The sequence below is a fragment of the Pseudomonas sp. TE3728 genome (assembly GCF_056279145.1).
In genome coordinates this window covers 84,695-107,340 of sequence record NZ_JBWBQT010000001.1, presented here as the reverse complement: position 1 = coordinate 107,340, position 22,646 = coordinate 84,695, and the positions used below count along the sequence as shown (strand labels likewise).

Here is a 22,646-nt window from a genome sequence, read left to right as displayed (position 1 = left end):
TCTGTCAGTTCGCGGGCTCATCCCGGATGACCGTCCACCCGGGCCCGCAGCAGCATCGGCCCATAGCGCCAGGCATACAGCGCAAACGCCAACGCCCAGCACAGACCGGCCAGCCACAATGCCGGCAAGGGAAAGAACTCGATCAACACGACCCGACTCAGGCACGCCAGATTGAGCAAGATGAACGCCAGGGTCATCCCCGACGGCGGCTCCAGCGCACGGCCGGTATGCCCAAGGCTGACTCGTGTGATCATCGCCAGCACCAGGCCGCCCATGGCCCCGATGGTCAGGCAATGCACCGCCAGACTCGGATTGATCGGCGCGCCGAAATGCCACAGCGCCATCCCGAGACAGGCCACCGCCAACCAGCCATAAGCCAGGTACAACGACCACAGCAACGGCACGTGCCAGAGAGCGCGATCATGCCAGCGAACCAGGCGCACCAGATGCCCTACGGCCAACATGGCGAACAACAGGCCCACCCAAAAATTGGGGGCAAGCGCAGGTCCGGCGGCATATAACAACGCCACGAGGGGCGAGCCAATCAGCAGCAGCCAATCCAGCCAGGGCCAAGGGGCAACGCCATCGACCTTGCCGAGGCCACGCTGGATGAAGAACGGAATCACCCGCCCGCCGATCAACCCCATCATCGCCGCCACCAGCCAGATACCCGTCAGCACGCCCTGGCGCTGCCAGCCTTCATGCCCCTCGACCAGGCCGTACAAGGACAAACCGTCGGCCACGGCCAACAACAGCAAGACAACCACAATCGGGTAGTTACGTTTCTGCCGCACCTTCCACAAGGTGAAGCCCATGAGCACTACCACCGCCAACGGGAACGCCATTTCCAGCACCGCGAGCAACGGCCACGACACGTTGGCCAGCCAGGCCACTCGCGCCAATAACCACAGTAACGCCAGAGCGGCCAACGGCTTGCCGCTGAGGCCGGGGCGACCGGTCCAGGTCTGCACGGCCGTCAGCAAAAAGCCCGCGATAATCGCCAAGCCGAACCCGAACAACAATTCATGCCGATGCCAGCCCAGCCAACCGCCTGCCGGCTGCCAGTCGGACATCGAACCACTAAAAGCCGCCAGCCACAGCGGAATGGCCAGCACCGCCAACAGGCATCCAGCAAGGAAAAACGGCCGAAAGGCCAGCCGTAACAGTGGCGCGATGGCCATCGCTTTACGGCGGTCAAGCACTTGCATAAAGCCACTCCTCTACCTGTTTGCTGACCTGGCGCCAACCCGCACGCGCCGAGGTAAATCCAGGGCCAATCATCGGGTATTACCGATTCATTGCCTTTGTCGCAGATCAAGTGTGCAAGGGACGTGCCCCGATGCTCATTCGAACCCCTGTAGCGAGAGGACTTACCCTTGTGGGAGCGAGCCTGCTCGCGATAGCGGCGGTACATTCAGCATCAATGTTGGCTGACCCACCGCTATCGCGAGCAGGCTCGCTCCCACAGGGGTGATCGGATCAGGGTACAAATGACCCTTTGATGGTCATTTAAACCCTATAGATCACGGTACTTTTAACCCTGATCGATGACACCCCCAATAAACAAGGCCCTCCAGGCCTGGCCCGCGTCTTGCTCTGCATGGGCAACCTTTTAGAAATCCTGGATCCCTTTCGATTACCCGGAGTCGTCATGAAAAAAGTCATCCAGCCACTGGCCTGGTTTGTTGTGTTGACCTCAATCCTGGCCCTGGCCAGCGGCGTTTCTCTAGGTCTCGTCTGACCTGATCCTCCTTCTCTCTCTTCAGGATGAATTCTCATGGTGCTTCATCGCGTCCATCACCAGATTCTGCGCAGTCATCACTTGTTCGAGCCGTTGAACGAAGAACAGCTGGATGAACTGATGAGTACCAGCCACTTGCTGAGCATCGACAAAGGCGAGCCGTTGTTCCGTCAAGGTGAGCCGGCCGATTCGTTCTATTTCATCATTGCCGGCGCGGTGAAAATCTACCGGCTGACACCCGATGGGCAGGAGAAAGTGTTCGAGGTCATCAGCGATCGGCAAACTTTCGCCGAGGCGATGATGCTGATGGACACCCCGAACTATGTGGCCTCGGCCGAAGCGATCTGCCCCACCCAGCTCTACCGGTTATCCAACAGCACCTACATGCGCCTGCTGCAGAGCAACAGTCGGCTGACCTTTGCGCTGCTGGGCAAGCTCTGCGTTCGCTTGCATCAACGGGTCAACGAAATCGAAACCCTGTCACTGAAAAACGCCACCCACCGGGTCGTGCGTTATCTGCTGACGCAACTGGTGCGCCAGCAAACCGTTGACAGCCAATTCGAGCTGCCGATGGCCAAGCAGCTGATTGCCGGTCATTTGTCGATCCAGCCGGAAACCTTTTCGCGGATCATTCGCCGCTTGATCGATGAAAACATCATCACTCAGGACGGCCGTCAGATCGCCATTCTTGATCGCCTGCGCCTGGAACAGTTCGAGTGAGTGCCATGCCCGTCTGCCTCTATTGCCAACATGCCAACCCACCACAAGAAGTCGAGTGCCGCCAATGCGGCATGCCCCTGCCGGCACTGGCTGAACGCGCCGGAGAACGCCGGCAGCGCCGATTCATGTGGTTCTGCGTTGGCCTCACGATCTTCTGCGTGACGATGTTTTTCTGGCTGCCGCGCAGCATCAGTTGATGCTGCGTTGATCAAACCGGGGTTCAAGGTTGAGTCAGCTGACGATACAACTGCGGCAAGCGCAGCGGTAACTGCTCAGGCTGGCGGATCAAGGTGTAGCCATTGGCGCCGAACATGTACGGCAGGTAATCCCCGGCCTCGCGATCGATCGTGATACAGAACGGCGTCAACCCCTGACGCCGCGCCTCCAGCACCGCCTCGCGGGTGTCTTCGACACCGTAGCGCCCTTCATACAGATCCAGATCATTCGGTTTGCCATCCGTGAGCAGCAGCAACAGTTTGCTGCGCCGCTTGCTCGTGCCCAATAGTTGCGTGGCCTGGCGAATGGCGGCGCCCATGCGCGTGTAATACCCCGGCTTGAGACCTTGAATGCGACCTCGAGTGGTGTCGTCATAACGCTGGGTGAACGCCTTGAGTTCCTGCATGCGCACTTGCTGACGGCGCAGCGAGGAAAACCCGTACAGGGCGAAATCATCACCCAGCACCGACAAGGTTTCGCCGAACAGCAGCAGGCTGTCGCGGATGACGTCGATGACGCGGTGCTCATCGTTAAGGTGGGCGTCGGTGGACATCGACACGTCGGCCAGCAACAGGCACGCCAGGTCGCGGCGGGTCTGCCGCTGCTCCATGAACAGACCGCGTTCGGCACACTGGCCATGCTCGCGCTCAACGTGAAAATCCAGCCAGGCCTGCATGTCCAGCTCAGAGCCTTGGGGTTGCTGGCGTAACCATTGGCGGTCATTACGCAGGTGCTCGAACTGACGCCGCAAGCGGTGCGCCGAGACCTTCAACCGTAATGGCAACGGCTGTGCCTCACAGTCCCGGGGCACCATCATTTGCAGATTGACGAAGCTGTCCTGCATTTGTTGTTTGCGGTAGTCCCACTCCGGCAACTTGATGCCCTCGCCCAGGGGAATATCGTCGACATCGGCCGGTGGCAAATCCAGGTGCATCTTCAGACCGCCGCCCTTGCGCAGACGGGTGCGAGATAGCGTCAGTTCATCCAGGTCGTCGGCAACTCGGGCGGCGTCCGGGTCTTCGCTGTCGTCCGACCAGCGATCCAGATCGACGTGCTCGGTCCAGCTGAACAGGTTCTCCAGACGCACCACCAACAGTCCGCCTTCGCGGGTGCTTTCATCGATCCGCGTCGCGCGTTTACGCCCGCTTTTCTGTTCGCCGGGCGGCGTGGTCAAAGACTCTTCGGATTCATCGCCCAGATCCGCAGCCTGCGGGCTGGCGAGGTTTTGTGGCGGGTACAACCATAGCGGCAGCGGCCAGGCGGCCCGTTCGCTACGAGGAAAATGCTCAACACTGCCGGGTTCGCGTAGCGCCTGGCATAACGCCCGTTCCAGTGCCGCTTCGCTGGCATTCAACGAGGCCGGATCGGGGCGCAATTGCAGATGGGCATCGACCAGTCGTTTGTAACGAGCACGCAACGCGGGATAGCGCCGCAGCAGCTGTTGCGTCCAGCGTTGATTATCCCGCCCCCAGTGACGCATCTGCCCGGCCTGTGCCGCCAGCAACGCGAGCCAGCGATAGAGTTCCTCGTTCAGTGCGACTTCAGGGAAGACCGCCAGGCTCGATGGCAGCCGCAAATTACTCGCGTCACACCACGCCAACGGCACTTGTTTGCAGGTGCCGGCGATCTGCTGCAACACGTTTCGGCGCAGCAGCAGATCGCGGTCGCTGGCCGCTTCCACACCGATGCCATTGGCACCGCCCATGGCACGAAACAACAGCGCCAGCGGGCGTTGCTGACTGGCCAGTTCAACCCGTGCTTCAGGGAAGTCCGGGCTGGCACGCCGGGTGATGAAACGATGCCAGACACTGCCTACCCACTCTTCCAGTTCGACGGTAAACGCCATGATGCTTGCCCTTGCTGGAAACCAAAAAAACGGCCCGCTGTATCAGCCGGGCCGACCTTTTCTAGCCATTGCACTCGTTCATGAAGGTACAACCGCAGCCGGGGCGCGCAAGGCTGCGCGGCTGCGTTGCTTGAAGCTGAGCAGGTAACAGAGCAACCCGGCGAAGAAGCCGAGACCGGCGCCCAGACGCGCCCAGAACAGCACCTGCAGATGTTCGACCGTGGCCATGAATGGCAACGCAATCCCGTCGGCCTGCCAGCGTTGCAGGTAAACCTGGACGACACCGGCAGCGGTGAGGAACAGCGTGATCATCACCATCGACAGGGTCATCAACCAGAAGCCCCAGATTTCCAAGGTCTGCGAACGCTCGTCAGCCGCTTCACCCAGCCCGCGCAAACGCGGCATGGCGTAGCTGATCAAGGTCATCACGATCATCGCGTAAGCACCGTAGAAGGCCAGGTGACCGTGCGCCGCCGTCAGTTGCGAACCGTGGGTGTAGAAGTTGACCGGTGCCAGGGTGTGCAGAAAACCCCAGACGCCCGCACCGAAGAACGCGGTGACCGTGGTGCCCTTGGCCCACAATGTGGCGGCGCGGTTCGGGTGTTGCCGGCGACGGTTCTTCACCATGCTGAAGGCGAAGATCACCATGGCCAGGAACGGTAGCGGTTCGAGTGCCGAGAAGATCGAGCCGACCCACAACCAGACCTCGGGCGCACCGATCCAGAAGAAGTGGTGACCGGTGCCGATGATCCCGGTAATCAGCGCCATGGCGATGATCACGTACAGCCATTTCTCCACGACTTCCCGGTCGACCCCGGTGATCTTGATCAGGACAAAAGCGAGCATCGAACCCATGATCAGTTCCCACACGCCTTCTACCCAAAGATGCACCACCCACCACCAGTAGAACTTGTCGCGGGCCAGGTTGCCGGGGTTATAGAAGGAGAACAGGAAGAACACCGCAAGGCCGATCAGCCCGGTCATCATCACCATGCTGACGGTGGTCTTGCGACCTTTGAGCAGGGTCATGCCGATGTTGTAGAGAAAGCCCAGGCACACCACCACAATGCCCATCTTGGTGATGGTCGGCTGCTCCAGGAACTCCCGGCCCATGGTCGGCAACAACTCGTTGTGGGTCAGTTTGGCCAGGCCGGCATAAGGCACCAGCAGATAACCGAGGATCGTCAGCACGCCCGCGGCGGCGAATACCCAGAACAGAATGATCGCCAGCTTCGGACTGTGCAGTTCGCGGTCGGCCTCTTCCGGAATCAGATAATAGGCAGCGCCCATGAAGCCGAACAGCAGCCAGACAATCAGCAGGTTGGTGTGAACCATCCGCGCCACGTTGAAGGGAATGATCGGGAACAGAAAGTCCCCTACCACGTATTGCACACCCATGATCAAACCGAACAGCACCTGACCGAGAAACAGCATCAGGGCAAACACGAAGTACGGTTTGGCCACGGCTTGCGAGGCGAATTTCAGATGCGGATTAGCCATGCTCATCTCTTAGCCCTCCTTGTTTGGCGGCCAGCCATTGGTGTTGATGTTCGAGCTCCATTTGAGGAACTCGGCGATGTCATCCACCTCTTGCTCGCTCAACTTGAACTGCGGCATCGCGCGCCGGCCCGGTACGCCCAGCGGCTGCATTTTCATCCAGGCATGTAGAAAGGGTTTGAAGCCCGCCTCCCCGCCGCGCCGCTGGAACACGTTGCCCAGCTCAGGCGCAAAGTAGGCGCCCTCGCCCAGCAGCGTGTGGCAGCCGATGCAGTTGTTTTGCTCCCAGACCGTCTTGCCGCGGATCACTGATTCAGTTAACTGCGCTTCATTGCTGCGCTCTGGAAAGGTCTGTTCCGTGTGATAGGTCAAGGCCAGGAATATCAGGAAGAAGAAGATGCTTCCCCCGAAGTAGATATTCCTGGCCATGCCTTTGGTGAAGGTCTCTGACATGGTCGCTTCCTCTTTGCTTGGCCCGTCCATGATAGGAAGCGAAGGGTTGAAACCTGCTTGATGGCGATCAAGAAAGGCAGATGGTTTTGGTCAGGTATTAAACGCCGCCAGTGACTCAAAGGAAATCATGAATCCCAGACACTTGCAGCGCGGCTGAAATAGCCAAGATCGCAGCCTGCGGCAGCTCCTACACCGGCCGAGTTCACCCGCAAATTATTCTGCGTACTCAATACCTGTAGGAGCTGCCGCAGGCTGCGATCTTTTGCTGACAACCCAAACTTATCTGACGAACATCAGCGTCAGGCCTACCACCGCCGCCAACACCACCGCCCAACTCACCATCAACCGGCGCCACAATCGCGGCGCATGGCGCATTTCCATAAAGCCATCGGCAATCAGCCAGGCCTTGCCGACCGCCACCAGCAAAATGGCCACCGACAGCAGCCATGTCGCACCCATCTGTGCCAGCACCACCGTGCACACGCTTAACGTGGCCAGCGCTGCCCAGCAGACCAGCAAAAACCTGGAAGCCGACATCAGAACCCCCGTCAATTCAGAACGTAGACCAGCGGAAACAGCACCACCCAGATCAGATCGACCATGTGCCAATACAGCACACCCGATTCAAGCCCGCTGCGGTTGGCGGCGTTGTACAAACCACGACGGCAACGCTCGGCGAGCCATCCGAGAATGACCATGCCGAGCAATACATGGAGAAAATGAAAACCGGTGAGGATCCAGTAGAGGGTGAAAAACGTGTTGTGCTCGATGCCCAGCCCCGAGGCCAGCAAGTGCTGGTATTCCGTGAGTTTCAACACCACGTAGACACTGGCCGCGAGCAACGCTGCCAGTAAGTAGACAGCGCCGTGGCGAGACCGGGAGCGCTTGACTTGCTCCTGAGCCAACGCGGCGAACAACCCGGCGGTGAGCAAGCTCAGGGTCATCGCCAATCCGGTGGACGTATTGAGCAACAGACGGCTTTCACCGAACAGCTGCGGTTTGAGTGCCTGGGTCACGGCGAACGCCAGAATCAGGATGGCGAACACCGACAGCTCGGCCAGAATGAAAAACCACATCGCCAGATCGCCCGGCAGGTGACCCGGCGCAACGCGTCTGGACTCAGCCGAAGTGGACATCAACCACGTCCATCAGCGCCGCAACCGTCAGCGGATCATCGCTCAGCGGCTCGGCCAGGCAGGCCATGCATGCCTCACGCGGGCTCATGCCGGAGCGGATCATTCGCGCGGTGAAAATCAGCAGCCGCGTCGAGGCGACTTCCTCCAAATCATGTTGATCCAGCCTTCGCAGGGCCTGCCCCAGCCTCACCACTTGCGCCGCCAGCGCGCTGTCCACCTGCGCTTCCCGGGCGACAATGCGCTCTTCATCGGCCACCGGCGGATAGCCGAAACGCATCGCCACGAATCGTTGTCGGGTGCTGGGCTTCATGCCTTTGAGCAGGTTCTGGTAGCCGGGGTTGTACGACACCACCAGCATGAATGACGGCGGCGCCTGCAGCACTTCACCGGTGCGTTCCAGGAACAACTCGCGACGATCATCGGCCAACGGATGCAACACCACCACCGTGTCCTGACGCGCCTCGACCACTTCGTCCAGATAACAGATGCCGCCTTCACGCACCGCGCGGGTCAATGGCCCGTCCTGCCACCAGGTGCCTTGGGCACCGATCAAATGACGGCCAATCAAGTCGGCGGCGCTCAAATCATCATGGCAGGCCACGGTGTACAGCGGCAGTTTCAACCGATGGGCCATGTGCTGGACAAAGCGGGTCTTGCCGCATCCGGTCGGGCCTTTGATCAGCACCGGCATGCCGTGTCGCCAGGCTTGCTCGAACAGCGCCTCCTCATTATTGAGCGGTTGATAGAAGGGTTCGCAAGACTGGATTCGGTCCATGGGCTGTCTGTTCCAAAAGCGGATTCAAGCCACACGCTACGGGCCCCTGCGACAACCTGGCAAGTGACATGGCCGGCAAACTTGATCGCGGTCAAGCGAGCATTGGCCTGCTCGGGCATAGCCTTGCACGGCACTAAGAACCTGCGTTCTGCGCTGCCGTTTCAGCACATCGCAAAGGTCTTGCCTGAGGAGAAATGGAATGCTGATCAGCAATAGAAAAACGTTTGCTCTGACTGTCGCCACATTGTGTTCGACGCTGGCCCTTGCGGTGACTCATGCGGCCCGGGCCGACGAGCCCGCTGCCGCTGCGGCCAGCCCGCTGATGGTCAAAGCCGCCGGGGCGCCCGACATGAGTCAGGCCGAGTTCGACTCTTCCAAGGAAATTTACTTCCAGCGTTGCGCCGGCTGCCACGGCGTTCTGCGCAAAGGCGCCACCGGCAAACCGCTGACACCGGACATCACCCAGTCTCGCGGGCAACCGTTTCTGGAGGCGTTGATTACCTACGGTTCACCGGCGGGCATGCCGAACTGGGGGACGTCCAATGCGCTGACCAAGGATCAGATCACGTCAATGGCCAAGTTCATTCAGCACACGCCGCCGACGCCGCCGGAATGGGGCATGGCCGAGACACTGAAAACCTGGAAAGTGCTGGTCAAGCCTGAGGATCGTCCGAAGAAGCAACTGAGCAAACTCAACCTGCCCAATCTGTTTTCGGTGACGTTACGCGATGACGGCAAGATTGCCCTGATCGACGGTGACAGCAAGAAAATCGTCAAGCTGATCGAGACCGGTTATGCGGTGCACATCTCGCGAATCTCCGCCTCCGGTCGCTACCTGCTGGTGATTGGTCGAGACGCGCGGATCGACATGATCGATCTGTGGCCGGTGGAGCCGACCAAGGTCGCCGAAGTCAAAGTGGGCATCGAGGCGCGCTCGGTGGAGACCTCCAAGTTCAAGGGCTACGAAGACAAATACACCGTCGCCGGCTCCTATTGGCCGCCGCAATTCACCATCATGGATGGCGAAACCCTGGAGCCCAAACAGATTGTCTCGACCCGCGGCATGACCGTCGACAAGCAGGAATATCACCCTGAACCCCGGGTCGCGGCGATCATCGCCTCCCACGAATGGCCGGAGTTCATCGTCAACGTCAAGGAGACCGGCAAGGTCATGCTGGTCAATTACCAGGACATCAAAAACCTCACCATCACCTACATCGATGCCGCGCCCTTCCTGCATGACGGCGGTTGGGACAGCACCCACCGCTACTTCATGACCGCCGCCAACAACTCCAACAAAGTCGCGGTGATCGACTCCAAAGATCGCAAGCTGGCAGCGTTGGTGGAGGTCGGCAAAACCCCTCACCCGGGGCGCGGCGCCAACTTCAACCATCCGACCTATGGCCCGGTCTGGGCCACCAGCCATCTGGGTGATGACGGCATTTCCTTGATTGGCACCGACCCGGTCAAGCACCCGCAATTCGCCTGGAAACAGGTCGCCTCACTCAAGGGCCAGGGCGGCGGATCGCTGTTTATCAAAACCCACCCTGATTCCCGTCACCTGTATGTCGACACCACCCTCAACCCCGACGCCAAGCTGAGCCAGTCGGTGGCGGTGTTCAACATCGACAAACTCGACGCCGGCTACACCGTGCTGCCCATCGCCGAGTACGCCGGCATCAAGCAAGGCGCGATGCGGGTGGTACAGCCGGAATACAACAAGGCCGGCGATGAAGTCTGGTTCTCCGTGTGGAGCGGTCAGTCAGAGGAATCGGCGCTGGTAGTGATCGACGACAAAACGCTGAAGCTCAAATCAGTCATAAAGGACAAGCGACTGATCACACCCACCGGGAAATTCAACGTCTACAACACCCAACACGACATCTATTGAGCTCCATCAATGCAAGGAATCCCCATGAAAAATACTCTGTTTTCACTGTTCGCCCTGACCGCTGCGCTGAGTGTGCAGCCGGCCATGGCCCAAGACGGCCAGGAGCTGTTCAAAAGCAAACCCTGCGCCGCCTGCCATTCCATCGACACCAAGCTGGTCGGCCCGGCGCTCAAGGATGTCGCGGCCAAGAACGCGGGCGTGGCCGGGGCCGTGGACACCCTGGCCAGCCACATCAAGAACGGCACGCAAGGCAACTGGGGCCCGATGCCAATGCCGGCCAACCCGGTGACAGATGAAGAAGCGAAGACACTTGCAACCTGGGTCCTGAGTCTCAAATAGCCAACTGGAGGGCGTCATGAAGGTTTATCGACACGCTGCGATTCTGGCGGCCCTCCTCCTCATTTGCGCAACCACGGTTGCCGCGCCCGATGCCAAGCGTCAGGCACAACTCGAACACCTGCTGGCCCAGGACTGCGGCGCCTGCCATGGGCTGCACATGACCGGCGGGCTGGGTCCCGACCTGACCCGCGCAACGCTGGCGGGCAAGTCCAGGGACAGCCTGATAGCCACCGTCAGCCAAGGCCGGCCCGGCACCGCGATGCCCGGCTGGGCACCGCTGCTCAGCCCGGATGACATCCGTTGGCTGGTCGATCTTCTTCTCCAGGGATATCCCGCACCATGATCCGTTCAACCCTGCTTTTAGCGGCGACCGGGCTGTTGTTGTCCGCGTGTGCTCAGCCACCGTTGCGTGGTACCGGCGATCTGGGGGTGGTGGTGGAGCGCGCCACCGGTAGCGTGCAAATCATCGAAAGCGACACTCGCACGGCATTGGTCCGACTCGAGGGTTTGGGTGATCTGTCCCATGCCTCGGTGGTGTTTTCCCGCGACCAGCGTTATGCCTATGTGTTCGGCCGCGACGGCGGGCTGAGCAAGATCGACCTGCTGACCCAACGCATCGATCAACGGCTGATACAGGGCGGCAACAGCATCGGCGGCGCGATCAGTCAGGACGGCAAACTCATCGCCGTCTCCAACTACGTGCCTGGCGGGGTCAAGGTATTCGATGCCGAAACCCTGCAACTGGTGGCCGATATTCCGGCGACGCCCCTGGCCGATGGCAGCAAACGCTCACGGGTGGTCGGCCTGGTCGATGCGCCCGGTCAGCGGTTTGTGTTCAGCCTGTTCGATACCGGCGAGATCTGGGCCGCCGATTTCAGTCAGGGCAACACCCCGCAAATCAGCCGATTCACCGGCATCGGCCAACAACCCTACGACGCGTTGGTGACCCCCGATGGTCGCTATTACATGGCGGGACTGTTCGGCGAAGACGGCATGGCGCAACTCGACCTCTGGCACCCCGAGCGCGGGGTGCAGCGAGTGCTCGGTGATTACGGACGCGGCCAGGCGAAATTGCCCGTCTACAAAATGCCGCATCTGGAGGGCTGGGCTGTCGCCGATCACCAGGCCTTCGTGCCCGCCGTCGGCCGGCATCAGGTGCTGGTGATGGATTCGCGCACGTGGAAGCAGACCGCTGCCATCCCGGTGGCTGGCCAACCGGTGTTCGTCACGTCGCGGCCGGATGGTCGGCAGCTGTGGGTCAATTTCGCCTACCCGGACAACGATCGGGTACAGGTCATCGACAGCGAAACCCATGCCGTGGTCGCCGATCTGCGACCAGGGCCGGCGGTGCTGCACATGGAATTCACCGCTCGCGGCGATCAGTTGTGGCTGTCGTTACGCGATGGCGATCAGGTTCAGGTCTGGGACCCGTACAGCTTGAAGCAGCTGAGCACCCTTCCCGCCACCGCGCCGAGCGGCATCTTCTTCAGCAGTCGCGCGCAAAAAATGGGCTATTGAAATGAACCTCGACCTGCTCAGCCGCCAACTGATCGACCGCTTCCAGCACGGCATGCCGCTGTGCGCGGAGCCTTACAAGGAGATGGCGCGGATTCTCGGTTGTCGCGTGGCCCAGGTGATGGCTTGCCTGGAAGAAATGGATCAGGCCGGCACCCTCTCACGGATCGGCCCGGTGTTCGAACACAGTCGCGCCGGGGCCAGCACCCTCGCCGCCCTCGCCGTGCCCGCCGAACGCTTGCAACAGGTCGCCGAACACGTCAGCCAGTATCCCGAGGTCAACCATAACTACGCGCGGGAGCATTTCTACAACCTGTGGTTTGTGCTGACCGGCCCTGATCGCCAACACATCGAACGGGTTCTCGAACAACTTGAGAAAGACACCGGCCTCATGCCGCTGGATCTGCCGATGCTGACCGCTTACCGCATCGACCTCGGTTTTGCCCTGGGAGAAAGCTCATGACACCGGGGTTGAATCCCAAACAGGCACTGGCGCTGCGTCGGCATCTGGAAGGCGGATTGCCGCGGGTATCGCGCCCCTATCAGGCCCTCGCCGAACGGATAGACGCCGACGAAAACCAGGTGCTCGCGCAAATGCATCAGTGGCACGAGCAAGGACTGTTTCGCCGGATCGGCCTGGTGCTCAACCATCGCGCGCTGGGCTTTACCGCCAACGCCATGCTGGTACTGGATGTTCCGGACGCGCTGATCGACGAAGTCGGCCAACGCCTGGGCCGGGCGCACGGCATCACCCTCTGCTACCAACGGCCGCGGCGCCTGCCGCAGTGGCGCTACAACCTGTTCTGCATGGTTCACGGGCGCCAACGCGCGCAGGTCGAGGCGCAGATCCAGGCGTTGCTGGAAGAACACCTGCTGAGCGACCTGCCCCACCAACTGCTGTTCAGCACTCACGCATTCAAACAGTGCGGCGGACGCTTTACCCCCTCACCAACCGGAGCCCCCACCCATGGATGACCTCGACCGTCGGCTGATCAACCGCCTGCAACTGGGCCTGCCGCTGGTGCGCCACCCGTGGCAGGCACTGGCCGCCGAACTGGAGAGCAGCAGTACCGAACTGCTCGACCGCCTTCATGAACTGCTGGAAGACGGCATGCTCACGCGCTTCGGCCCGATGTTCGACATCGAACGCCTCGGCGGCGCCTTCACCCTTGCCGCATTGGCGGTGCCGGAGGAGCGTTTCGAAGACGTCGCCGAGCAACTGCATGCACTGCCTGAAGTGGCGCACAACTACCGACGCGAACACGCCTGGAACATGTGGTTTGTGCTCGGCTGCCCGACCGAACAAGGTATCGCCGAGACCCTGCAGCACATCGAAACCCTGACCGGCCTGCCGCTGCTCAACTTGCCCAAAGAGGAGACCTACCATGTCGGTCTGTACTTCCCGGTCTGAAGCCACCCTGGCTCGGCGTCTGATCGAATTGACCCAGGCCGGCCTGCCGTTGCTGGACGACCCGTGGGCCTGGCTCGCCGAACAGCTGGAGTTGAGCATCGAATCCACCCTGGATTTGCTCAAGCGCTTGCAGGCCGAGGGCGCCATCCGGCGCATCGCCGCCGTCCCCAACCACTATCGCCTGGGTTATCGCTACAACGGCATGACGGTCTGGGATGTGCGCGACACAGATATGCCGCGCCTTGGCGCACTGATCGGTGCGCAGCCCTTCGTCAGTCATTGCTATCGGCGCCCGCGACGAACCGCGTGGCGCTACAACCTGTTCGCCATGGTCCACGGCCGCAGCCGCGAGGAAATCGACAGCTACCGCGAGCACCTGCGCTACTTGCTGGGCGACGCCTGCGCCGCCGACGAAATGCTGGTGAGCAGCCGCATCCTGAAGAAAACCGGTTTGCGGCTACCGCCAGTGCCACGCTGAACACGCGCTTGTTCAAGGAGATTTGCATGTTGAGGATCAGCCAATACCTGCGTGCCCTGACCGGCCAGGCGCCTGCCCCCAGAACCAGCCCACCGGGCAGCAACCGGCCGCCGGTGGTGATCTGGAACCTGCTCAGGCGCTGCAACCTGACCTGCAAACACTGCTACGCCACGTCCGCCGACAGTGTCTTTCGCGACGAACTGGATACGCCCGCCGCACTGACCGTAATCGACGATCTGCACGACGCCGGAGTGAAGGTATTGATTCTTTCCGGCGGTGAACCGCTGTTGCGCGACGATCTGTTTGTGCTCAGCGCCTACGCCCGCACCAAGGGTTTCTTTGTGGCGTTGTCCACCAACGGCACGTTGATCGATGAGCAGAACATCACGCAGATCCGCGCGGCGAATTTCGACTATGTCGGGATCAGCATCGATGGCCTGGAAGCCACCCATGATGCGTTCCGCCAACTCAAGGGCAGTTTCGCCAGTTCCATGCGGGCGATCCGCCTCTGTCGTGAACAAGGCATTCGCGTCGGCCTGCGCACTACGCTGACCCAGGAGAACCATCAACAATTGCCGCAATTACTGGCGCTGATGCGCGAGTACGACGTGCAGAAGTTTTATCTGTCGCACCTCAATTACAGCGGTCGCGGCAAACGCAGCCGCAAGCTCGACGCCCGGCAGCAGATGAGCCGCGAAGCGATGACACTGATCTTCGAACAGGCCTGGGAAGACATCGAGCAGGGTCGCGACAGCGATTTTGTCAGCGGCAACAACGACGCCGACGCGATTCTCTTGCTGCAATGGGTGGGCCTGCGTCTGCCCGAACATTACCCGCGCCTGGAACACATGCTTCGCGCCTGGGGCGGCAACGCCTCGGGCAGCGGCATCGCCAACATCGACAACACCGGCGAAGTGCACCCCGACACCTATTGGTGGCAGCACTCGGTGGGCAACGTCCGGCACACGCCGTTTCGCACGCTCTGGCTGGACCAGCCGGACGCCTTGTTGCAGCAGTTGCGTGTGCATCCGCGCGTCATCGGTGGCCGTTGCGGCCAATGCCGCTGGCTGAACATCTGCAACGGCAATACCCGCACCCGTGCCTGGGCCGAAGGCGACCTCTGGGGCCAGGACCCCGGTTGTCACCTCAGCGATGAAGAAATCGGTATGCCGCCATTAATCACCATCCCTTGCGTCATGCACTGAAGCACCCGCCTGGCGAGCCATCTGGCAAAGGATGGGGCCGGCCCACCTGATGAAGAACCAAGGACGTCCCATGCACCCATCGATTGTTTTACCGGCCGCACTTGCGTCCCCGTTCAGACCGGGCGAAGTGGCCCTGGTCGGCGCCGGCCCCGGTGATCCACGCTTGCTGACCCTGCGTGCCTGGAGCCTGTTGATGCAGGCCGACGCCGTGGTTTACGACCGCCTGATCAGCCCCGAGCTGCTGACGTTGATCCCCCTCACCTGCGCCCGGCATTACGTCGGCAAGGCCAGCGGCTGCCACAGCCTGCCCCAGGAACAGATCAACGAACTGCTCGCCGACCTCGCCGATTCGGGGCAGCGGGTGGTCCGGCTCAAGGGAGGCGACCCGTTCATATTCGGCCGTGGCGCCGAGGAGCTGGAGTATCTGCTGCAACGCAACATTGACTGCCAGGTGGTCCCGGGCATTACTGCCGCCTCCGGGTGCAGCGCTTATGCCGGCATTCCGCTGACCCACCGGGACCTGGTCAACTCCTGCCGCTTCATTACCGGGCATTTGCAGCGCGACGGTGAGTTGCAATTGCCCTGGAGCAGCCTCGCCGACAGCAGCCAGACCCTGGTGTTTTACATGGGGTTATCGAACCTCGGAATTATCGCCCAGCGCCTGATCGAAGCCGGAATGGCCGCCGATACACCGGCGGCGCTGATCAGCAATGGCACACGTCCCGACCAGCACGTCGCCCGAGGCATGCTGCACCAGTTGCCGACCCTGGCGCTGGATTGCCCACCGGGCATTCCGACGCTGACGGTGATCGGCAAAGTGGTCGATCTGTTCGCTGGCCAACAGCAGGAATACCCGGCGCGCTTTTACTCCGTTCCCGTGTTGCAACGCCACGGTAAGGTGGCGATATGAGGCGCATGCTGCTTGCCCCATTGTTATGGATCGGTGCAGCCCATGCCGGTGCAGCGCTTCCATCCTCCGACGCGACCGCCGACCTCTACCAACAACATTGCCAGCGCTGCCATGGCGCCAACCGTTTCGGTGGTACGGGGCCGGCCTTGCTGCCGGAGAGTCTGAGCCGGATCAAACCCGATGAAATCCGCAGCGTCATCCAGAACGGTCGCCCCGCGAGTCAGATGACCGGGTATGCCAATGTGTTCAGTCCAGCACAGATCGACGCGCTGGTGGATTACCTTCAGCAACCCCCCGCCACCCCACCCACCTGGAATAACGACGACATTCGCGGCAGTCATTCCATCCTCGCCGACATCAGCAAGCTGCCCGACACGCCACAACATGGCGCCGATCCGCTGAACCTGTTTGTGGTAGTGGAAGCCGGCGACCATCACATCAACATCCTCGACGGCGATCGCTTCGAAGTGCTGGCGCGGTTTACTTCGCACTTTGCGGTGCATGGCGGGCCGAAGTTCTCGCCGGATGGACGCTTCGTCTACGTCGCCTCACGGGATGGCTGGGTCAGCCTGTACGACCTGCACAACCTGAAGCTGATCGCCGAGGTCCGCGCCGGGCTCAATACCCGTAACCTGGCGGTGAGCAAGGATGGCCGCTGGGTGCTGGTGGGCAACTATCTGCCGGGCAATCTGGTGGTGCTCGATGCTCGCGATCTGTCACTGGTCAAAACCATCCCGGCGATCGGCCAGGACGGCACCACGTCACGGGTCAGCGCGGTCTACACCGCCCCCCCACGGGACAGTTTCATCGTCGCGCTCAAGGATGTGAAGGAAGTCTGGGAGTTGTCGAGCGCCGGCACACCGGACTTCGAACCACGTCGTATCCAGGCCGAAGATGTGCTGGACGACTTTTCCTTTTCACCGGACTACAAGCAACTGCTGGCCACCTCGCGCAAGGCCAAGGGCGGCCAGGTGATTGACCTCGACAGTGGCAAGGTGGTCACCGACATACCGCTGCCGGGCATGCCGCACCTGGGGTCCGGGACCTATTGGAAACGTAACGGTGAGTGGGTATTCGCCACGCCGAACATCAGCAAGGGGCTGATCTCGGTCATCGATTTCAAGACCTGGAAACTGATCAAGGAAATTCCGACCCTGGGGCCGGGGTTCTTCATGCGCAGCCACGTCAACTCGCGGTATGCCTGGACCGACGTGTTCTTCGGGCCGGACAACGATGCGATCCACCTGATCGACAAACAGACTCTGGAAATCGCCCACACCTTGCGCCCGATGCCCGGCAAGACGGCTGCCCATGTCGAGTTCACTCGCGATGGCCGCTACCTGCTTTTGAGTATTTGGGCCAACGATGGCGCGTTGATTGTGTACGACAGTAATACCCTTAAGGAGATCAAGCGCCTGCCGATGAACAAGCCGTCGGGCAAATATAACGTGGGTAACAAGATTGAGTTTGTGGAGGGGACCTCGCATTAATCTGTGGTGCGCCTAAAAGATCGCAGCCTTCGGCAGCTCCTACATTTGAATGGCGTACACCCTGTAGGAGCTGCCGAAGGCTGCGATCTTTTGATCGTTCCCACGCTCCGCGTGGGAATGCATCCCGTGACGCTCCGCGTCACCAGTGCGCAGGACTCAAGCCTTGCGTCGACAGCGGGACGCAGAGCGTCCCCAGCGGCATTCCCACGCGGAGCATGGGAACGATCAGTGGGTAGGCGCTGACTGCTGTTGATCTTGCTTTGCTTTGGCTTTTGATCTTGATCTGCCCCGTCGGAAGGCCGAGCGCAGGTTCTGCGCAGTGGGCACCGCGGCAAGGATGCCGCGGTAGCCGCCCCCGGCCATGGATGGCCGATGGCGGCGGGCCCACGGAGCAGGACCGGAGCGAGGGTACCCTGAGCCTAGGCGAAGGGCCGTACGTCAGGGGCGAAAGCGTTTTGGTTACTTTGGCGCTTTTCCAAAGTGACCCGCCGTAAGGGCGGAACCCTAAGCAGCCGTTATCGCAGAAACGGATATGTACGCCGAGCTCACCCATCACCCCAACGTATACCCGTTATCAACCTTCCAATCCTGCCCATAGACACCCCGGGCGCCTTGGGACAGTTGAAAAATAATCACATTAGCCACCGCCGACGCATCAAGGAAATGACCGGGCAGCAGACGTTTGCCAAGGGTATCAGCGACGTCATCGAGCTCACCATCGCTCAACCCCAGGTTGTCCCACATCGAGGTCGCGGTCGGCCCCGGCGAGACCAGATTGATGCGCACGTCATAACGCGCAAACTCCACCGCCAATGTGCGTGCCTGAGCCACCAGCGCGGCCTTGCTGGCGATGCAGGCGGCCAGACCGGGAAAGCTCGAACCGGTCAGGAAACTACCGACAAACACCACCGAAGCCGGGCTCGCCAACTCACCGCGCAACGCCGCCAGGGTGTTCAACGCTCCAGCACCGTTGACCGCCCATTGGCGCTGGAAGGCCGGCATGTCCAGGCTGTCGGCCATTTCGGCAATGCCCGCGTTGGGCACAAGATAATCCACCCGCCCCAGCGCTGCCGCCCGCCGGGCCAGCCCTTGCAAGTCTTCCTCGCACGTGACGTCCCCGGCACACCATTGCAGCCGTTCACCGTAGATCTGCTGCAAGGCTGGCAAATCACCGGCAGTGCGTGACATCGCCAGTACCTTGACCCCACGCGGCAACAGCGCGGCGCACAATGCCAGGCCAATCCCGGAGCTGGCACCGGTGATCACCGCCAGACGATCCTGAAACTCGGTTTGCATCATGTTCTCCTGGGCATCGTTAATGCCAAGCACTGGGGACGTTGTGAGCCCCTATCTTTGAACAGACGCAGAAATACTGACTTGACGGCGATCACTTTTCTCGATGGCGCGCCGATCAATGAGTCGAGTGCGACATCGCTGGCTGCTGCTGAAGCACTGCCTGATCGATCTCACTGAACCGCAGCACACGACCGCCCTGGTCGGCGGCCAGTTTTTCCGCAGCCTGCTGACTGGAGAAGGACGCCAACACCACACCCATTGCCCCCTTGAGTTGGGTGCCGACCACGTAAAACGCATCCTTGGCATCGATCAGATGGGCATCATTGGGTGCGTTCCACGGGCTGCGGCCCATGTCGTGGACATACAACCGGGCCTCGCCATGATGATTCTCCGGTTGCAGCCACCAACCGATCATCTCCGCCGTGGAGCAGAATTTCTTGATGCCACTGCGCTCGACCACTTCGCCCTTGGGCCCGGGGAAGCCGTCGATGATCATGCCGCAAACATGGCATTCATCACTGGGATGGAAGGCAGCGGCGGCGTCGCTGTAGGTGGCTTGCACGGGTTTGTCACAGGCCGCCAGCAGCAGACAGACCATCAGGCCCGCCGCGGCGCGTACCGTCGTCGAATACAGATTACTCATCGTCAGATGCTCCAAAAACCAAGGTGTGAATTCATGTCGCCCGTCGACGGAACAGCAACCAGGCCAAGCCCAAAGGCACCGCCACCCACAGCAACAAGCACAACCAGAGCATCGAGCCCGGTACAGGCAAATCGCTGCCCAGGGTCAGCACACCAGCACTACCGGCACCGGGCTCGAAACCGGAGAGATTGATCAAGCGATAGACATCGGCGGGGTTGAGCAGCAGTAACCACGGCAACACCTTCGGGTTGAACTGCCCTTCGCTGAGCACCAGCAGTGCCAACAGCGCCAGGTCGAACACCAGCACGAAGAAGAACCACACCCCCAGCGCCAACCCGGCGGCCGTGGATTTCTCGGCAGACACACTGCTCAGCACATAGGCCAACCCTAGAAAACCCCAGCCCAGTAACGTCGACGACAGCATGAATCGTCCAAACGCCCAGAGCAGCAGGTTCAGTTCAACGTCCTCCACCAGCACCGCAATCGCGAGCATCGCGCAGCCGAAACCGATGAAGGTCGCCAGCGCCAGGATCAATCCGTGGCCGACGAACTTGCCGAGCAGAATGTGCCCGCGCCCCAGTGGATAGGTCAGCAACAGCAGCAACGTACCGCTTTCGTCTTCGCCGACGATGGCGTCATAGGCCAGCAGCAAGGCAATCAACGGCATCAGGAACGTCGCCAGGCTGGCCAGGCTGGCGATGGTGGCGGGCACCGAGGTGAAGCCCAATTGCCCGGAAGCCGCCGCCCCCAACCAGGCGATGCCGGTCGCCAACACGGCGAACAACAGGCTGATCGCCAACAACCAGCGGTTGCGCAAACCGTCATTGAATTCCTTGCGGGCCATGTTCCAGATCGGGTTCATACGGTCTCTCCACTGGGGGTCGCACCGGCCCGGCCCATGTAATAGCGGTAGATGTCCTCCAGGGACGGTGGGTCGATTTCCACGTCGGCCGGCTCGTGTTCATTGAGCAGTTGGCGCAACAGGTCCAATTTGTTGCCATTGAGCGCAGCCACTTCAAGGCCCTCCACGCCCCAGCGCTGAGTGACATGCCCGGCGTTGTTCCAGGATCGCTGCAACGGCCCGGCGTGCTTGAGCCCGTTGGCGCGAATCAGCGTCGGCAACCCGGCTTCCTCGCGCAAGCTGCGCAGACTGCCTAGGGCCAGCAGGCGCCCCTGGGTCAGAATCGCGGCACGGTTGATATGCGCCTCGACCCCCGGCAATACGTGGGAACAGAGAATGATGCTGGTGCCCTGGCTGCGCAGCCGGTCGAGTAACCGATAGAGGTCTTGAGTGGCGATCGGATCGAGGCCGACGGTCGGTTCGTCGAGCAGCAATAAACGCGGCTCGCCGAGCAAGGCTTGCGCCAGTCCCAGGCGTTGACGCATGCCTTTGGAATAGGTCTTGACCCGTCGATGCGCCGCGCCCGCCAGGCCGACTTCCTCCAGCAGCACGTCCACCTGCGCGGGCGCCGCGCCTTTGAGTCGGGCGAAATGCCGCAAGGTCTCCAGGCCACTCATCTGTGGATAGAAGGTCACGTTCTCCGGCAAATAGCCCAGCAGTCGCCGAACCTGCGGATCACTGGGCGTGCGGCCGAAAACCCTGACCTGGCCTTCGCTGGCCTGAAGCAGACCAAGCACCAGTTTCATGCTGGTGGTCTTGCCCGCGCCGTTGTGCCCGAACAAGCCGAGCACTTCGCCTTCGCCCAGGCTCAGGTTCAATTGATGCAACACGGTGGTGTACCCATAGCGCTGGCTGACGCCTTCCATGTCGATGACGTTCATGCGGAGGGCTCCTGGGTCAGGGGTTGGGTGGTGGGATTCATCTGCGGATGGCTGTCCAGGACGCCCGGCGACTTCATCACCGGAAAGGCCCGTTGCACCCAGCGCAGCAACTCGATCCCGGGGCTGTTCATCAACAGCCGCACCTGCGGGTACAGCCACAGCAAGCGGTCGACATTGTCGTTGGGTTCATAGGCGATATCGCCCAGGCCATCGTTGTTGCGATCCCAGCCCAGGTAATCGCTCCAGTAATTGCCCCGGCCATCCGCCGACCACTCCTGCAAACGGGTGGCGACGTATTTGACCTGCCGTTGGTTGCCGACAAAGGCGTTGTCGGCGATGCGGTTGTCTTCGGAGCCGGCGGTGAGGTGAATGCCCACGGCACTGTGCTCGAAGTGGTTGTGTTCGATGCTGTTGAACAGCGAGTTGTAGATGAACAGCGCCTTGCCCTCGGCACCGCTGATCATGCTGTCGCCGGTCGAGCCGTCGCGCACGTCCGTGACGAAGTTGTCGCGCAAGGTTGAATAGGTGATGTAGTTCATCAGGATGCCGTAGTTCTGATCCTGTTCGGAGCGGTTGCCAATCACCGTGAGCTTGCGGCTTTGCATCAAGGCGTAGCCGGTGCGGGTGCGGCGGGTGGTATTGCCGATCAACCGGTTGTCGTTGGCGAACATGTAATGCACGCCGTAACGCAGGTCTTCCAGGGTATTGCCCTGCAGCAGGTTGCCGTTGGAGGTGTCGATGTAGATGCCATCGCGGGTATCGCGCACCTGGTTGCCGATGACCTTGGCGCCATGCACCGCATACAAGTGAATACCGTTGCCGCGATCCTGAGAACGCAGCGCCGGATCCCCCTGAATATTGTTGTCGATCAGGCTCGCATCCTGCGTCCCGTCGACCCAGATACCGAAACCCTGGCCTTGCAGGCGATTGCCTTTGATCACCGCGCCACGGGCCATGGGCTGGAGGAACACCGCCGCATTCATGGCCGTGAGGTCGTGCCCCCAGTCCAGAAAGGTACAGCCCTCGATCCGGACATCAGGCGCGCTGACGATCACGCCGTTACCCTGCCCTTGCGCTTGAAACACCGCGCCGGGCTCGCAGAGAATCTGCATCGGTTGATCGACGCTGAACGAGCCAACGTACTCGCCCGCCGACAAGTGCCAGCGTTGTTCCGCGTCAACCCGCAACGGCAATGTGGTGATGGGTTGCACCGCCGCCAGTGCGCCGCCTGACATCAACAGGAGCACAAGGGCAATGACCTTCACCGGGTTATCCTTGATTTCGGTCATCGGCCCGCTCCCG

25 protein-coding genes are annotated in these 22,646 nt (G+C 61.2%); 13 read left to right on the top strand and 12 right to left on the bottom strand.

Annotated elements, in window-relative coordinates; genetic code table 11:
• Nucleotides 1–17 precede the first annotated feature (17 nt).
• The gene (locus ACZ89R_RS00545) at nucleotides 18–1,208 is read right to left on the bottom strand and encodes an NnrS family protein (RefSeq protein WP_429547113.1); all 1,191 of its coding nucleotides are present in this window, start codon (nucleotides 1,206–1,208) and stop codon (nucleotides 18–20) included.
• 569 nt (nucleotides 1,209–1,777) lie between these two features.
• Between ACZ89R_RS00545 and ACZ89R_RS00540 the strand changes: the two genes are divergently transcribed.
• Together ACZ89R_RS00540 and ACZ89R_RS00535 are read left to right on the top strand one after the other, a co-directional pair.
• On the top strand, nucleotides 1,778–2,461 hold the full coding sequence (locus ACZ89R_RS00540) for a Crp/Fnr family transcriptional regulator (RefSeq protein ID WP_008075049.1): 684 nt from the start codon (nucleotides 1,778–1,780) through the stop codon (nucleotides 2,459–2,461).
• A 5-nt stretch (nucleotides 2,462–2,466) separates the two neighbouring features.
• The gene (locus ACZ89R_RS00535; RefSeq protein WP_123494376.1) at nucleotides 2,467–2,658 is read left to right on the top strand and encodes a protein DnrP; all 192 of its coding nucleotides are present in this window, start codon (nucleotides 2,467–2,469) and stop codon (nucleotides 2,656–2,658) included.
• Nucleotides 2,659–2,681: 23 nt separating this feature from the next.
• Here ACZ89R_RS00535 and ACZ89R_RS00530 read toward each other — a convergent pair whose 3' ends face one another.
• The 6 genes from ACZ89R_RS00530 to ACZ89R_RS00505 form a co-directional block, all read right to left on the bottom strand.
• Nucleotides 2,682–4,523: a nitric oxide reductase activation protein NorD gene (locus ACZ89R_RS00530; RefSeq protein WP_429547114.1), complete on the bottom strand. Its 1,842-nt coding sequence runs from the start codon at nucleotides 4,521–4,523 to the stop codon at nucleotides 2,682–2,684.
• A gap of 78 nt (nucleotides 4,524–4,601) precedes the next feature.
• Nucleotides 4,602–6,029: a cbb3-type cytochrome c oxidase subunit I gene (locus ACZ89R_RS00525; protein ID WP_063340224.1), complete on the bottom strand. Its 1,428-nt coding sequence runs from the start codon at nucleotides 6,027–6,029 to the stop codon at nucleotides 4,602–4,604.
• A gap of 3 nt (nucleotides 6,030–6,032) precedes the next feature.
• Nucleotides 6,033–6,473, bottom strand: coding sequence for a c-type cytochrome (locus ACZ89R_RS00520; protein ID WP_038982840.1), 441 nt, complete (start codon nucleotides 6,471–6,473; stop codon nucleotides 6,033–6,035).
• Nucleotides 6,474–6,752: 279 nt separating this feature from the next.
• The gene (locus tag ACZ89R_RS00515) at nucleotides 6,753–7,010 is read right to left on the bottom strand and encodes a cytochrome C oxidase subunit IV family protein (protein WP_429547115.1); all 258 of its coding nucleotides are present in this window, start codon (nucleotides 7,008–7,010) and stop codon (nucleotides 6,753–6,755) included.
• Between the two features lie 11 nt (nucleotides 7,011–7,021).
• Nucleotides 7,022–7,609 carry a cytochrome c oxidase subunit 3 gene (locus tag ACZ89R_RS00510; protein ID WP_429547116.1) on the bottom strand — a complete coding sequence of 196 codons (588 nt, stop codon included), beginning with the start codon at nucleotides 7,607–7,609 and terminating at the stop codon, nucleotides 7,022–7,024.
• Nucleotides 7,593–8,384, bottom strand: coding sequence for a CbbQ/NirQ/NorQ/GpvN family protein (locus ACZ89R_RS00505; protein ID WP_038982739.1), 792 nt, complete (start codon nucleotides 8,382–8,384; stop codon nucleotides 7,593–7,595). Before ACZ89R_RS00505 ends, ACZ89R_RS00510 begins: the two co-directional genes overlap by 17 nt.
• Nucleotides 8,385–8,583: 199 nt before the next feature.
• Between ACZ89R_RS00505 and ACZ89R_RS00500 the strand changes: the two genes are divergently transcribed.
• The 11 genes from ACZ89R_RS00500 (at nucleotide 8,584) to ACZ89R_RS00450 (ending at nucleotide 17,623) form a co-directional block, all read left to right on the top strand.
• Nucleotides 8,584–10,275: a cytochrome D1 domain-containing protein gene (locus tag ACZ89R_RS00500; protein ID WP_192342834.1), complete on the top strand. Its 1,692-nt coding sequence runs from the start codon at nucleotides 8,584–8,586 to the stop codon at nucleotides 10,273–10,275.
• A gap of 24 nt (nucleotides 10,276–10,299) precedes the next feature.
• A complete protein-coding gene (locus tag ACZ89R_RS00495) occupies nucleotides 10,300–10,614 on the top strand; it encodes a c-type cytochrome (protein ID WP_063340230.1) in 315 nt (104 codons plus the stop codon).
• Between the two features lie 16 nt (nucleotides 10,615–10,630).
• Nucleotides 10,631–10,957: a c-type cytochrome gene (locus ACZ89R_RS00490; RefSeq protein ID WP_008075032.1), complete on the top strand. Its 327-nt coding sequence runs from the start codon at nucleotides 10,631–10,633 to the stop codon at nucleotides 10,955–10,957.
• Nucleotides 10,954–12,132, top strand: coding sequence for a cytochrome D1 domain-containing protein (locus ACZ89R_RS00485; RefSeq protein WP_429547117.1), 1,179 nt, complete (start codon nucleotides 10,954–10,956; stop codon nucleotides 12,130–12,132). The genes ACZ89R_RS00490 and ACZ89R_RS00485 overlap by 4 nt, the downstream gene beginning before the upstream one ends.
• Before the next feature lies 1 nt (nucleotide 12,133).
• Nucleotides 12,134–12,592: an Lrp/AsnC family transcriptional regulator gene (locus ACZ89R_RS00480; protein WP_063340233.1), complete on the top strand. Its 459-nt coding sequence runs from the start codon at nucleotides 12,134–12,136 to the stop codon at nucleotides 12,590–12,592.
• On the top strand, nucleotides 12,589–13,104 hold the full coding sequence (ahbB, locus tag ACZ89R_RS00475; protein ID WP_123494262.1) for a siroheme decarboxylase subunit beta: 516 nt from the start codon (nucleotides 12,589–12,591) through the stop codon (nucleotides 13,102–13,104). Before ACZ89R_RS00480 ends, ahbB (ACZ89R_RS00475) begins: the two co-directional genes overlap by 4 nt.
• Nucleotides 13,097–13,540: an Lrp/AsnC family transcriptional regulator gene (locus tag ACZ89R_RS00470; protein WP_123494260.1), complete on the top strand. Its 444-nt coding sequence runs from the start codon at nucleotides 13,097–13,099 to the stop codon at nucleotides 13,538–13,540. The genes ahbB (ACZ89R_RS00475) and ACZ89R_RS00470 overlap by 8 nt, the downstream gene beginning before the upstream one ends.
• Nucleotides 13,515–14,018, top strand: a complete 504-nt coding sequence (ahbB, locus tag ACZ89R_RS00465; protein WP_429547118.1) for a siroheme decarboxylase subunit beta — start codon at nucleotides 13,515–13,517, stop codon at nucleotides 14,016–14,018. The genes ACZ89R_RS00470 and ahbB (ACZ89R_RS00465) overlap by 26 nt, the downstream gene beginning before the upstream one ends.
• Before the next feature lie 26 nt (nucleotides 14,019–14,044).
• Entirely contained in the window at nucleotides 14,045–15,223 is a 1,179-nt protein-coding gene (gene nirJ, locus ACZ89R_RS00460; RefSeq protein WP_429547119.1) for a heme d1 biosynthesis radical SAM protein NirJ, read from the top strand.
• Nucleotides 15,224–15,293: 70 nt separating this feature from the next.
• Entirely contained in the window at nucleotides 15,294–16,133 is an 840-nt protein-coding gene (cobA, locus tag ACZ89R_RS00455) for a uroporphyrinogen-III C-methyltransferase (protein ID WP_429547120.1), read from the top strand.
• A complete protein-coding gene (locus ACZ89R_RS00450) occupies nucleotides 16,130–17,623 on the top strand; it encodes a cytochrome D1 domain-containing protein (RefSeq protein ID WP_429547121.1) in 1,494 nt (497 codons plus the stop codon). Before cobA ends, ACZ89R_RS00450 begins: the two co-directional genes overlap by 4 nt.
• 552 nt (nucleotides 17,624–18,175) lie before the next feature.
• Here the strand turns inward: ACZ89R_RS00450 and ACZ89R_RS00445 are convergent.
• The 5 genes from ACZ89R_RS00445 to ACZ89R_RS00425 form a co-directional block, all read right to left on the bottom strand.
• Complete coding sequence (locus ACZ89R_RS00445) at nucleotides 18,176–18,919, bottom strand: SDR family NAD(P)-dependent oxidoreductase (protein ID WP_429547122.1); 744 nt, start codon at nucleotides 18,917–18,919, stop codon at nucleotides 18,176–18,178.
• Nucleotides 18,920–19,034: 115 nt separating this feature from the next.
• Nucleotides 19,035–19,562 carry a nitrous oxide reductase accessory protein NosL gene (locus tag ACZ89R_RS00440; protein ID WP_429547123.1) on the bottom strand — a complete coding sequence of 176 codons (528 nt, stop codon included), beginning with the start codon at nucleotides 19,560–19,562 and terminating at the stop codon, nucleotides 19,035–19,037.
• A gap of 31 nt (nucleotides 19,563–19,593) precedes the next feature.
• The gene (locus ACZ89R_RS00435; RefSeq protein WP_429547124.1) at nucleotides 19,594–20,424 is read right to left on the bottom strand and encodes an ABC transporter permease; all 831 of its coding nucleotides are present in this window, start codon (nucleotides 20,422–20,424) and stop codon (nucleotides 19,594–19,596) included.
• Nucleotides 20,421–21,344: an ABC transporter ATP-binding protein gene (locus ACZ89R_RS00430; protein ID WP_427623099.1), complete on the bottom strand. Its 924-nt coding sequence runs from the start codon at nucleotides 21,342–21,344 to the stop codon at nucleotides 20,421–20,423. Before ACZ89R_RS00430 ends, ACZ89R_RS00435 begins: the two co-directional genes overlap by 4 nt.
• On the bottom strand, nucleotides 21,341–22,633 hold the full coding sequence (locus ACZ89R_RS00425; RefSeq protein WP_429547125.1) for a nitrous oxide reductase family maturation protein NosD: 1,293 nt from the start codon (nucleotides 22,631–22,633) through the stop codon (nucleotides 21,341–21,343). The genes ACZ89R_RS00430 and ACZ89R_RS00425 overlap by 4 nt, the downstream gene beginning before the upstream one ends.
• Nucleotides 22,634–22,646 lie beyond the last annotated feature (13 nt).